Consider the following 11,833-nt stretch of genomic DNA (forward strand, 5'->3'; position numbering starts at 1 on the left):
GGAGGCGGCGCGCGCGGTGGAGGCCAGCGCGGCGACCAGGGCGGCGGCCGCGAAGGCCGCGCCGACCCAGGCGGGGGCGAGGTAGCCGTGCCCGCCGGTGATGGCCAGGCCGGCGGCCCACGGGCCTACCGCGTTGCCGATGTTGAAGGCCGAGATGTTGCCGGCGCTGGCCAGCGAGGGGGCCTCGCCGGCTTCGTTCATCACCCGGGTCTGGAGGCCGGGGTTGATCAGGAAGCTGGCGATGCCGAAGGCCGCGAGGGTGACGACCATGGCGATCTTGTTGTGTGCGGAGACCTGGAAGAGCAGCAGCATCCCGCCGAGCAGGATCATGCCGGTCCACAGGGTGCGCATCAGGTTGCGGTCGGCGAACTTGCCGCCGAGCCAGCTGCCGCAGAAGGTGCCGACGCCGAAGAGGGTCAGCAGGAGCGGCACGGCGCCCTCGCCGAAGCCGGTGATGTCGGTGAGCAGCGGGGTGACGTAGGTGTACGCGGCGAACAGCGCGGCCTGGCTGAGCAGGGTGGTGGCCAGGGCCAGCCACACGTTGACGCGGCGGAAGGCGGCGAGCTCGGCGCGCAGGTTCGCGCCCTCCTCGCGCGGCTGGTGCGGGATGAGGGTGATGACGCCGAGGAGGCCGACGACGCCGATGGCGAAGACCGCCCAGAAGGGGGCGCGCCAGCCGAAGTGCTGGCCGAGGAACGCGCCGAGCGGGGCGCCTGCGATGGTGGCGATGGTCAGGCCGCCGAACATGATGGCGATGGCGCGGGCGCGCTTGGCCGGCTCCACCAGCGAGGCGGCGACGACGGCGCCGATGCCGAAGAACGCCCCGTGGGCGACGGCGGTGATGAGGCGGGCGGCCATCAGCACGCCGTAGCTCTGCGCGGTCGCGGCGACCAGTTCGCCGGCCAGGAAGACCACCAGCAGGGTGACCAGGGTGGCCTTGCGGGGGACGCGCGAGGCCAGCATGGTGATCAGCGGGGCGCCGACGGTCACGCCGATGGCGAAGAGCGAGATGAGGTGGCCCGCCTGGGGGACCGTCACATCGAAGGATTCGGCCAGCTCGGGGAGCAGGCCGGCGATCATGAACTCGGTGGTGCCGAGGCCGAAGATGGTGAGGCCCAGGATGAACAGGGCGATGGGCATGGCGACTTCTCCCGGAGGAAGGGCGCGAGGGCGGGAAGGGGGTCGGACCGGAGGCGGGGCGGGGGGCCTCTCCCCGACGGGGGTGCGGGGAGAGGCCGGTGGACGGGGCGGACGGGGTGGTCAGCCCAGGACGGCGAGGCCCGCCTCGGCGATCTTGACGTCGTCGGTCCAGTGGCCGCCGGAGACGCCGATCGCGCCGACGACCTCGCCGTCGACCACGATCGGCAGCCCGCCGCCGAGGGCGACCAGGCGGGCGATGCCGGTGGGCGCGCCGTTGCCGACGACCTCGTCCTTCCTGAGGTTCTCCGACCACTGCTCGGTGGAGAGCTGGGAGGCGACGGCGGTGTAGGCCTTGTCCTGCGAGACCTGGAGGGTGATGAGCTTGGCGCCGTCCTGGCGGAGGAAGGCCTTCAGGTGGCCGCTCTCGTCCACGACGGAGATGCCGAAGCGCTTGTCGCCGGCGAGCGCGGCGGTGGCGGCGGCCTGGATGATCTTCTGGGCCAGCTCGCTGCTGACGGAGGCGCGGCGGACGACGTCGGACATGGTGGGGCTCCTCGTGGGTGTGGTGAGGGGTGGGCCGGCGGACAGCCAGCGTTCAATGACGAACTGTTCGATGTGGGAATGTACGCTATCGCAGCGTCGTCGCCCGCTGTCAAGCCGTCACCGAGGTGGACCGGTCGGTACAGAAAATTGGCGCGAACCGGCCGTCCCAGTCCTGAATGCCAGCTATCCCACGGGACTTGGTTGACCGAACGGTCCATAACCACCTACGCTCCACGGCATGGCTCGACCCCGAGGCTTTGACACGGACGAGGCGCTGAGCGCTGCCATGGAGCTGTTCTGGCGCCAGGGCTACGAGGCCACCTCCGTCCAGGACCTGTGCGCCGTCACCGGCCTGGGCAAGGGCTCGCTCTACGCCGCGTTCGGCAGCAAGCAGCAGCTGTACGAGCGGGCCCTGCGGCACTACGTGAAGCTCACGACGCACGACCTCCAGGCCCAACTGCTGCGCAGCGTCCCGTTCCGGCAGGCCGTACGGGATCTGCTGCTCGACCGGATCGCCCAGTCGCTCGGCGCCCCCGAGCGGCCCGGCTGCCTGCTGGTGAGCGCCGTGGTCGAACGGGTCCCGCACGACCCCGGCGCCGCCCGGATCGCCCGCGACGCGATCGAGGCGCTCAAGGGCGCCTTCGCCGCCGCCCTCCATGCCGCCAGGGCGGCCGGCGAGATCTCCGCCGAAGCCGATGTCGATTCCCTCGCCGGATTCCTCACGGCCATGGTTCAGGCGCTGCGCGTCATGAGTATTTCGATGCCGGACGAGAAGCAACTCACGGCCATCGTCGACACCGCCCTCTCGGTTATCCCCGATTAGTCGCCGGCGTCAGCCGGCAGGGCCGCCCCCGCAATGCGGGGGCGGCCCTTTTCGTATGTCCGCGGGTGAACCGCGCATTGCGCCGGGAGACATTTCGGCCGAGCGGGCGGTCGGCCCTTCGCATGCGGGGAGAAATCTTGGCCGCACGCGATTTTCCTTGGCGTTCCACCGTCCCTCCACCTAGATTCTCCAGGGCCAGCCCGAGTAAAGGGAAGTTCGAGTCCGGTCGATTACAAGGAGGCTCGGCGTGAGTGCCGAAACTGTCAAGGGCGCGATAATCCGTCGCGAGGAATTCGCATTCTCGGCGTTCGACTGGGGCCGGGTCGCGGAGCCCGTGGGGCCGGCGATCGGCGCACGGAAGGTCAGGCTCAACGTCGTCGAGGTCGCCCCGAACGCCGTCTGGCGGCAGGGCTGGTCCTTCGAGGAGGAGAACGTCGTCGTCGTGTTCGCCGGATCCGGCCACGGCGACGTCGGCAGCGCGCGCACCGGGCTGCGCCGCACCTCCGCGCTCTACTCGCCCACCGGCCGCACGCTCGAACTCACCGCCGGCGCCGAGGGCCTGACCGCCTACGTCTGGCGCAGCAAGCTCGTCGGCGGCGAGCCCGAGGGCGCGTCCCCCAAGACCGCCGGCGCCCTCACCGACAGCGAGACCCAGCTGCGCGGCTTCTCCGGCATCGGCGAGGCCCCCACCGAGGGCGAGGGCGCGGTCATGAACTTCGTGTTCTGGCCCGGCAGCGGCTCCGCGCGGCTGTGCCTGCACTGCGGTGTCCAGCAGCCCGGCCAGACCTTCAACGTGCACATCCACCCCGAGAGCGAAGAGGCGTTCATCGCCGTCGAAGGCGCCGGACAGCTCTACATGCACGACCAGTGGAACGACGTGCTCCCCGGCGACGTCCTGTACGCGCCCCCCGGAATTCCGCACGGCGCCCGCAACCCCCACACGGGCCCCGACGCCGAGCCGTTCACCACCTGCGGCGGGCCCACCCCCTTCGATCCGGCGCTGTACCACGCCGCCGGCGTCTCCCCTGATGTGAAGTGAGGTAACCCACAGCCATGTGCCGGATATACGGACACTTCGGCGGAGAGCACTCCGCGAACCACCTGCGCACGGTCGCACTGCTCCAGCGGCACGGCGGCCCCGACGCGCAGTACCTGGCCGCGGGCGACGACTGGGCGCTCGGCAACAACCGACTGGCCATCATGGACCTCGACCACGGCGACCAGCCCTACACCCTGGGCGACCGCATCAAGGTCGTCTTCAACGGCGAGATCTACAACCACCACGAACTCCGCGCCCGGCTGCGGTCGTTCGGCTACACCTTCCACGACCACTGCGACGGCAGCATCCTCCCGGCGCTCTACGACCACTACGGCGAGGGCTTCGCCGAGCACCTCGACGGCATGTTCGCCATCGCCGTCCTCGACCTGCACCACGAGCCCACCCTGGTGCTCGCCACCGACCAGGCCGGCATGAAACCGCTCTACTACCGGTGGGACCGGCAGCGCGGCACGTTCCACTTCTCCTCCGAACTGCCCGCCCTGCTCTCGCTGCCGGGCATCAGCTGGGACCCGTGGCTGCCCGGCCTCGACGCCTACCTCGCCAGCAAGACCCCCTTCGGCGAACAGACGATGGTCGACTCGGTGCAGGTCCTGCCCCGCGCCACCACCGCCTCCTTCACCGCCGCCGGCGGGCTGCGCACCGTCCGCCGCGCCGACGCCACCTCCGACGAGCGGTTCGGCGACCTGGAGAGCGCGGGAGCCCGGCTCCAGGAGGTGCTGCGCGAGCAGACGCGGCTGCTGGCCCTGGCCGACGTGCCGATCTCCGCGATCACCAGCGGCGGCCTCGACTCCAGCCTGGTCACCGCGCTCCTCGCCGAGACCGTGTCCGACCTCACCAGCTTCAACATCGCCTACCAGGGCGACTGGCCCTTCGACGAGCGGCACTTCGCCCGCGAGGTCGCCGAGCGCCACGGCACCAGGTACCACCAGGTCGTGGCCGACCCGGCCCGCTTCCCCGAGCTGCTGCACGACGTGGTCTGGCACCTCGGCCAGCCCAATGCCGACCCCATCTCGATCAGCACCTACCTCCTCTTCCAGGCCGTGCGCGACGCCGGCTTCAAGGTCGCCGTCACCGGCGACGCCGCCGACGAGATCTTCGGCGGGTACGGGCGCATCAAGCAGGCCCTCCTCGACGGCGAGGGCGACTGGGCCCACAACTACCTCGAAGCCCTCGCCGCGATTCCGGGCGAACTGCGCCGGTCGCTCTACACCGACGACTACCGCGCCTACCTGACGCAGCACGGCGGCGCGTACGACACCCTGCGCGACACCCTCGGCAAGAAGTACGGCGAGACCGGCGACCGGCTGGCGGCCATCACCGCCTTCGAGGTCGACGAACGGCTGCCCGCCTACCACCTGCGCCGCGTCGACCACCTGTCCATGGCCAGCTCGGTGGAGGTCCGGCTGCCGTTCTGCCAGCCCGCCGTCACCCGGTTCGCCCTCGGCCTCCCCGAGGAGTTCCGGGTCCGCGGCCAGGAGGGCAAGCGGGCCCTGTACCAGGCGGCCCGCGGACTGCTGCCCGACTCCGTCCTCAACCGGCCCAAGCAGCCCTTCACCCTGCCCATCACCGCGATGCTGCGCCCCGGCGAGGCGCTGCTCGACCACGCCAGGGAGACCCTGTCGCCCGCCGCGCTGCGCGCCGGGGGACAGCTCGACGCCACCGCCGTGCAGAACCTCATCGACAGCCAGATCGAGCGCCCCAGCGACACCAGCGCGCTGGCCATCTGGTCGCTGATGGTCCACCAGATCTGGCGCGAGCAGCTCGGCACCCCGCGCACCGGTGCGCTCCCGGTGAGGGAGGCGGCGTGATGCAGGCCCAGATCGCCTACGCCAAGGGCAGCCCCAGCCCCACCCTCGCCCTGCCCGCCGACGGGCTGCCCGAGCGCCCGGAGGAGCTGGAGCCCGCGCTGCGCGAGGCCGTACGCCACCTCGCGGAGCTGGGCCACGGCCTGGAGAAGATCACCAAGATCGCGCTCATCGCCCCCTCCGCGCACCCCCTGTTCGACATCGACTACCGCTTCGTGCAGGTCATGCCGGGGCCCGAGCCCCGCTTCGACTTCCACGGCAGCTGCGGCCACTCGGTGCTCTCCTCGGTGATGGCCGCCAGCCGGCTCGGCTGGGTGCACCGGCTCGCCCCCGGCCACCGGGTGCGGGTCAACGTCCTCAACAACGGCGACCACGTGGTGTGCGAGGTCGACGACTGCCAGCGCGACCGCGCCACCTTCACCGCCCACTTCATGCACCACCCGGCGGTCTGCCTGGACGCCCTCACCCACGGCGGCGGACCCACCACCTCGCTCGTCTACGAGGACGGCAGCATCACCGCGAGCTGCGTGTCGGTGAGCAACCCGTACGTCTTCGTCGACGCGGCCGACCTCGGGGTGCGCGACGCCGACGAGCTCTTCACCGACGACCCGCACCTGTTCGAGGTCCTCCAGCAGATCCGCAGCGCCGCCGCCGACGTCTACGGGCTGCCCCGCGGCGGGGCCTTCCCGAAGATCGCGGCGCTGCTGCCCGACGGCGACGGCACCATCGCCGCCCGCCCGATCTCCGTGCCCGGCTGGCACCCCACCATCGCGCTGACCGGCGCGGTCTGCCTCGGCGCGGCGAGCAAGATGGCCGGCACCGTCCCGTACACGCTGGCCGGCAGCGCCACCGCCCCCGGCGAGCCGCTCACCGTCCGCACGGCGGGCGGCACCACCGCCGTGCGCGCCGCGGTCACCGGCAACACCCCCGCGGACACCCTCGCCTGGGTGAGCGTCGCCCAGAAGTCGGTGGAGTTCACCGGCTCGCTCACCCTCGAACGGCTTCGGCCCTACGCCCAGAAGGAGGCCCTCTCCCATGCCCACCGCTGAACTGCCCACCGCCGAGCTGGGCGACACCACGGCGACCGGCCGCGAGAACCTGCTCGCCACCCTCGCCGAGCACGCGACGGCGGCCGACCGGGAGGGCCGGCCGTTCCCCGAGGTGCTGGCGGCCGTCCGCGCCTCCGACGTCACCGGCCTGGTGGCGCCCACCCACCTCGGGGGCGCCGGGGCCGCGCAGCTGACGGTCAACCGGCGCGTCGCCGAGATCGCCCGCCACGACCCCTCCACCGCCATCATCGTCTTCCAGCACCTGGCCGTCTCCAGCCGCATCGTCGAGTGGGGCACCGACGGGCAGCAGCGCGAGCTGCTGCCCAGGCTCGCCTCCGGCGAGTGGCTCGCGGCCTCCGCCTGGAGCGAGTCCGGGGCGGGCGCCGCCAAGCGCAACCTCGCCACCGTCGCCGAGGAACGGCCCGACGGCAGCTGGTCGATCAGCGGCGGCAAGGCCTTCACCACCGGCGCCGGCCTCGCCGACGTCTACCTCGTGCTCGCCCAGACCACCCGGGTCGAGGACGACGGCGAGGTCTACGGCTCCTCGGGCCAGAGCTTCTTCCTCATCCCCGCCGACACCCCCGGCATCACCCCGGACACCGGCCTCGACCTGGTCGGCATGCGCGCCTCGGCGACCGGCTTCATCGAGCTGGAGGACTGCGTGGTGCCCGCGGACGCCATGCTGGGCCCGCGCGACGGCGCCAACCGCGTCATCGCCGGCGTCCGCCAGTCCGGTGCGACGCTGGGCGCGGTCGCCGTCGGCATCGCCGAGGCCGCCTGGGACCACGCCTTCGCGGCCGCCCGCAAGCGCGGCCTGCTCGACCACCAGGGCCTGCGCTTCCGGCTCGCCGAGGTCCGCACCCGGATCGAGGCCGCGCGCGCCCTGGTCGAACGGGCCGGGCGGTGCGACGCCCCCGACCCGGGCGCCGTCACCCTGCACAGCAAGATCTTCGCCGCCGAGGTCGCCGAGGAGGTCGTCCAGACCCTCGCCCGGCTGCTCGGCAGCGCCGGCTACGTGATCTCCAACCCCATCAACCGGATGGCCCGCGACGCCCGCGCCGTGGCGCTCATGGGACCGACGAACGACCTCGCAAGGGAGCTGGTGAGCACCCCGTGGACCCTGTGAACCCTGTGGACCCCGTGAACCCCACCCCGGCCTACGACCTCCTCGTCCGCGGCGGCACGCTCGTCGACGGCCGCCGGGCCACCCGCACCGACCTCGCCGTGCGCGACGGGCGGATCGCCGCCGTCCTGGCGCCCGGCGCGCCCGCCGAGGCCCGCGAGACGGTCGACGCCTCCGGCCTGTACGTGCTGCCCGGCCTCATCGACTCCCACGTGCACTTCCGAACTCCCGGCCTCACCGGCAAGGAGGAGTGGGCGAACGGCTCGCGGGCGGCCGTCGCGGGCGGTGTCACCACCGTCATCGACATGCCCAACACCCGGCCCGCCACCTTCACCCCCGCCGACGCCCACGCCAAGCACGCCCTGATCGAGGGCACCAGCCTGGTCGACTACCGCTTCCACGCCGGAGTCAACCCGGACGACGTCACGCTCCTCGACGACTTCACCCCGCGCGAGGCGACCTCCGCCAAGGCCTTCCTGACCGGCCACCACACCGCGCCGCACGTCCTGCGCGAACCCGCCAGGCTGGACGACCTCTTCCGGCTCGCCGCCGCGAAGAACCTGCGGCTGCTCTTCCACGCCGAGGACGACGACGTCTTCGCCCTCCTCGACCAGTGGCAGGGCGAACCCCTGGCCTACCGCTCGTACGAGGCCCACCGGCCGCGCAGCGGCGGCATCGTCGCCGTCGCCAAGCTCATCGAACTCGCCCGCAGGCACCGCACCGACGTGCACGTCCTGCACGTGTCCAGCAAGGAGGAGGCCGACCTGCTCACCGCGGCGGGCGCGGCCGGTATCCCGATCACCTTCGAGGTCACCGGGCACCACCTCTCCTTCACCACCGAGGACACGCTGCGCCTCGGCCCGCGCATCCGGCTCAGCCCCGCCATCAGGGACCAGGCCGACCAGGACCGGCTCTGGCAGGCCGTCATCCGCGGCGAGGTCGCCAGTGTCGGGAGCGACCACGCCCCGCACGCCCTCACCGACAAGGCGCTGCCCGCCCCCGACGCCCCGCCCGGACTGCCCGGGGTGCAGGAGCTCTTCCCCGCGCTGCTCACCGGGCTGCGCCGGCGCCTTCCCGGCGGGGACGCCGAGCAGGCCCTGACGATCGCCGTGCGGGTCATGGCGGAGGGCCCGGCCCGGCTCTTCGGGCTGGAAGGCCGCAAGGGCGCCCTCACCGAGGGCCACGACGCGGACCTCGTCCTCGTCTCCGCCGACACCAACTGGTGGCTGCGCGCCGACGAGGCGTACGCCAAGGTCGGCTGGTCCGCCTACGAGGGCTGGACCTTCACCGGCCGCGTCGAGCGCACCCTGCGGCAGGGCCGGGAGGTCTACGCCCGCCGGGCGGACGGCACCGCCGTCTTCGGCCGCCCCGACGGACGCTGGCTGGAGGCGGGCGTGCCCGCCCTCGCGGGGGCCGGGCGATGAGCCGGGAATCGCTGCTCGCGCCGTCCGACGACCTGAGGGCGCACTTCAAGGACGCCATGGCCGCGCTGGCCGGCGGCGTGTGCGTGGTGACCACCACGGGGCCCGACGGCACGCCGTACGGCTTCGCCGCCACCTCCGTCACGTCGGTGTCGCTCGACCCGCCGATGATGCTGGTCTGCCAGGCCAAGTCCTCGCGCTCGTACCGGCTGTTCGCCGAGGCAGGGCCGGTCGCGATCAACGTGCTGGCGGCCGGACAGCGGCCGGTGGCCGAGCGGTTCGCGACGTCCGTGGACGACAAGTTCGCCGGCACCGGCTTCGAGTACGCCGAGGGCCTGGCCCCGGTGCTGCCGGGCGCCCTCGCCGCGGTCCGGTGCCGGCGGGCGCGCACCGTGGACGCGGGGGACCACAGCGTCCTGCTGCTCGACGTGCTCGACGTGCGGACCGCCCCCGGCGAGCCGCTGATCTACCACGGCAGGCGCTACGAGCGCCTGGAGCTCACGCGTCGTGGCTGACGAGCGCCGTGTCGAGCTTGCCGAGGAGCGCGGACAGCTGGCCGGCCTCCTCCTCGGAGAGCCCGCTGCCGAGCACCTCGCGCTCGGTCTGCTTCCGGGCGGCGATCACCTGGTCGACGACCTCGCGGCCCTTGTCGGTGAGCCGGACGATCACGATCCGCCGGTTCTCCGGGCTCAGCCGGCGCTCGACCAGACCGGCCTGCTCCAGCCGGTTGACGCGGTTGGTCATGGTGCTGTTCGAGATGAGCAGCCGGTCGGCGATGTTGCCCGGGCACATCTCGTGGACCGGTGCCTGGGTGCGCAGCGTGGTGAGCACGTCGAACTCCCAGGCCTGAAGCCCGAAGCGGGAGCACGTGCGGCCGAAGCGCAGCTCGGCCTGGCGTGAGACGCGCAGCAGCCGGTCGATGACCGGCAGGGCGACGGCCCCCTCCACCAGTGCGGGAGCGTTCGAAAGCTTCTCCTCCATGCCCAGAGCGTAGCCGAGAACTGTTCGATGTCGTAATGACGAAAGGAAAGCGATGTCCCTCCTGAACCTTCCCGACCGCCCCGGACCGGCCCCCCGCACCCGCGGCCCGGTGCCCCACGGTCAGCTCGACCAGATCGCCCCGACGCCGCTTCAGGAGGAGTTCTGGCAGCGGATGCGGTCGCTCAGCGGCGTCTACCTCGCCCCGACCCACGTGCCCTACCCCGAGGCCCGCGCCGTCCACCTGGCCCCCGAGTTCGGCACCGGGCCCGACGACGCCTTCATCCGGCAGAGCCGGGAGTTCGCCCACCAGCACCCGCCGCAGGACGGCAGCGTGCACCTCACCCTGCCCCCGGCGACCAAGAAGCACGTCACCGACGCGGGCTGGGGGATCCCGCACCCGATCCAGAACACCCTGCTGCTCTTCGGCCCGCGCGACCGGGACGAGATCGAGGTGGCCTGGCGGATCCTGCTGGCCTCGTACACCTACGCCCGCGGCCGCGCCCACGAGTGAGCGGGTGGACGCGGCGGGGGCCCGGTCGTGTGTCACCCACACGGCCGGGCCCGTCCCGTGCTCAGGCTCCTTCTCGGGCCCGTCGTCCGGCCGGTGCTCAGGCCCGTGGCCCGGCCCCCGCTTCGATGCCGTCGAGCAGGACGGCGAGGCCGGTGCGGAAGGCCTCCCGGTGGGTGTCCTCCGGGGCGCCGCCGCCCTCGCTCTGCAGGGCCACGAGCAGCGGGAAGCGCTCCGCGAAGTCCGGTGCCAGCTCGGCCAGCCGGGCGGACCGGGCGGACCACCACTCCTCGTCGGTGACGCCGGTCGCGGCCGCCGCGCCGCGCGCGTCCGCGGTGGTGGCGGCCAGGCCGCGGACGAACTGCCAGAGCGCGGCGACCGCCCCGCGCAGCCGCGGCGGCGCCAGAGCGGCCGGCCGCAACGCGCCCAACAGCGCCTCCATCGCGGCGAGTTCGGCGGGGCCGAGGACCGGGCGGGCCTGTGAGACCTGGAGCACCCAGGGGTGGCGCAGGTAGCAGGCGTACAGGCCCTCGGCCCAGGCGGTGACGGCCTCCCGCCAGCCGGCCGCCGGCGGTTGCCCGGTGCGGAGTTCGGCGAGTGCCCGGTCGTGCATCAGGTCGAGCAGCTCGGCCTTTCCCGGCACGTAGGTGTACAGCGCCATCGCGGTGCGGCCGAGCCGCTCGCCCACGGCGCGCATCGACAGCGCGGCCATGCCCTCGGCGTCGGCCACCGCGACGGCGGCGGACACGATCGCGTCCACGCTCAGACCCGGTCTGGGGCCGCTGCGTCCGGTGCGCGGTTCCTCGGGCGCACCCCAGAGCAGGGCGAGCGAGCGACGGGCGTCGCCCTGCCCGGCGTAGACGGTCATCCGACATCTCCTTATGGCGTAAAGTATCGCCGCGGCGGCAACTCTTTATGCCGTAAGGTTACCAACCGAAGGAGTTTCGCGATGACATTGCCCGTCACCTTCGCCGAGGTCGTCGAGGTCCGCCGGATCACGCCGCGCACCACCCGGATCACCTTCGCCGCCGACGAGCTGCCCGACACCGTCGGCACCGCCCCCGACCAGCAGCTCAAGCTCTGCTTCCCGCGCCCCGGGCAGCGCGAGCCGGTGCTGCCCGCCCGGCAGGACGACCCGATGGGCTGGTACCGGGCCTACCTGGCCGTCCCCGAGGCCGAGCGCCCGCTGCTGCGCAGCTTCACCCTGCGCCACCGGCGCCCCGGCAGCCGGCTGGTGGAGATCGACTTCGTGCTGCACGGCAGCACGGGACCGGCCGCCGCCTGGGCGCTGCGGGCCGCGCCCGGGGACCGGCTCGGCATGGTCGGCCCCTCCGCGCTGTACGCCCCGCCGGTGCCGTTCGCCGAGGCCGCGGCGGCGGC

13 protein-coding genes are annotated in these 11,833 nt (G+C 73.0%); 9 read left to right on the forward strand and 4 right to left on the reverse strand.

What is annotated here, in order from left to right:
- Both BU198_RS21225 and BU198_RS21230 read right to left on the reverse strand, forming a co-directional pair.
- A partial coding sequence (locus tag BU198_RS21225; protein ID WP_188298442.1) for a Cmx/CmrA family chloramphenicol efflux MFS transporter occupies positions 1-1,140 on the reverse strand: 1,140 nt, incomplete at its 3' end.
- Between the two features lie 120 nt (positions 1,141-1,260).
- Complete coding sequence (locus BU198_RS21230; protein ID WP_188298443.1) at positions 1,261-1,683, reverse strand: GlcG/HbpS family heme-binding protein; 423 nt, start codon at positions 1,681-1,683, stop codon at positions 1,261-1,263.
- Between the two features lie 238 nt (positions 1,684-1,921).
- Here BU198_RS21230 and BU198_RS21235 point away from each other — a divergent pair, with 238 nt between their 5' ends.
- The 7 genes from BU198_RS21235 (at position 1,922) to BU198_RS21265 (ending at position 9,479) form a co-directional block, all read left to right on the forward strand.
- Entirely contained in the window at positions 1,922-2,506 is a 585-nt protein-coding gene (locus BU198_RS21235; protein WP_188298444.1) for a TetR/AcrR family transcriptional regulator, read from the forward strand.
- A gap of 247 nt (positions 2,507-2,753) precedes the next feature.
- Positions 2,754-3,545: a cupin domain-containing protein gene (locus BU198_RS43855; RefSeq protein WP_188298445.1), complete on the forward strand. Its 792-nt coding sequence runs from the start codon at positions 2,754-2,756 to the stop codon at positions 3,543-3,545.
- 14 nt (positions 3,546-3,559) lie between these two features.
- Positions 3,560-5,374 carry an asparagine synthase (glutamine-hydrolyzing) gene (gene asnB, locus BU198_RS21245; protein ID WP_188298446.1) on the forward strand — a complete coding sequence of 605 codons (1,815 nt, stop codon included), beginning with the start codon at positions 3,560-3,562 and terminating at the stop codon, positions 5,372-5,374.
- On the forward strand, positions 5,374-6,420 hold the full coding sequence (locus BU198_RS21250; protein WP_188298454.1) for a PrpF domain-containing protein: 1,047 nt from the start codon (positions 5,374-5,376) through the stop codon (positions 6,418-6,420). The genes asnB and BU198_RS21250 overlap by 1 nt, the downstream gene beginning before the upstream one ends.
- On the forward strand, positions 6,407-7,546 hold the full coding sequence (locus BU198_RS21255) for an acyl-CoA dehydrogenase family protein (RefSeq protein ID WP_188298447.1): 1,140 nt from the start codon (positions 6,407-6,409) through the stop codon (positions 7,544-7,546). Before BU198_RS21250 ends, BU198_RS21255 begins: the two co-directional genes overlap by 14 nt.
- 14 nt (positions 7,547-7,560) lie before the next feature.
- A complete protein-coding gene (locus BU198_RS21260; protein ID WP_317620233.1) occupies positions 7,561-8,967 on the forward strand; it encodes a dihydroorotase family protein in 1,407 nt (468 codons plus the stop codon).
- Positions 8,964-9,479 carry a flavin reductase family protein gene (locus BU198_RS21265; protein ID WP_188298449.1) on the forward strand — a complete coding sequence of 172 codons (516 nt, stop codon included), beginning with the start codon at positions 8,964-8,966 and terminating at the stop codon, positions 9,477-9,479. Before BU198_RS21260 ends, BU198_RS21265 begins: the two co-directional genes overlap by 4 nt.
- Here the strand turns inward: BU198_RS21265 and BU198_RS21270 are convergent.
- Positions 9,463-9,945 carry a MarR family winged helix-turn-helix transcriptional regulator gene (locus BU198_RS21270; RefSeq protein WP_188298450.1) on the reverse strand — a complete coding sequence of 161 codons (483 nt, stop codon included), beginning with the start codon at positions 9,943-9,945 and terminating at the stop codon, positions 9,463-9,465. The genes BU198_RS21265 and BU198_RS21270 overlap by 17 nt on opposite strands.
- 52 nt (positions 9,946-9,997) lie before the next feature.
- On the opposite strand from BU198_RS21270, the gene BU198_RS21275 reads away from it, so the two are divergent.
- Positions 9,998-10,456 carry a luciferase family protein gene (locus BU198_RS21275; protein ID WP_188298451.1) on the forward strand — a complete coding sequence of 153 codons (459 nt, stop codon included), beginning with the start codon at positions 9,998-10,000 and terminating at the stop codon, positions 10,454-10,456.
- A 97-nt stretch (positions 10,457-10,553) separates the two neighbouring features.
- On the opposite strand, the gene BU198_RS21280 is transcribed toward BU198_RS21275, so the two are convergent.
- Positions 10,554-11,321, reverse strand: a complete 768-nt coding sequence (locus BU198_RS21280; RefSeq protein WP_188298452.1) for a TetR/AcrR family transcriptional regulator C-terminal domain-containing protein — start codon at positions 11,319-11,321, stop codon at positions 10,554-10,556.
- 81 nt (positions 11,322-11,402) lie between these two features.
- On the opposite strand from BU198_RS21280, the gene BU198_RS21285 reads away from it, so the two are divergent.
- On the forward strand, positions 11,403-11,833 hold a 431-nt coding region (locus BU198_RS21285), incomplete at its 3' end, for a siderophore-interacting protein (protein ID WP_188298453.1).

The organism is Streptomyces sp. CBMA156 (assembly GCF_014596515.1).
In the GTDB taxonomy this organism is placed as follows: Bacteria; Actinomycetota; Actinomycetes; order Streptomycetales; family Streptomycetaceae; genus Kitasatospora.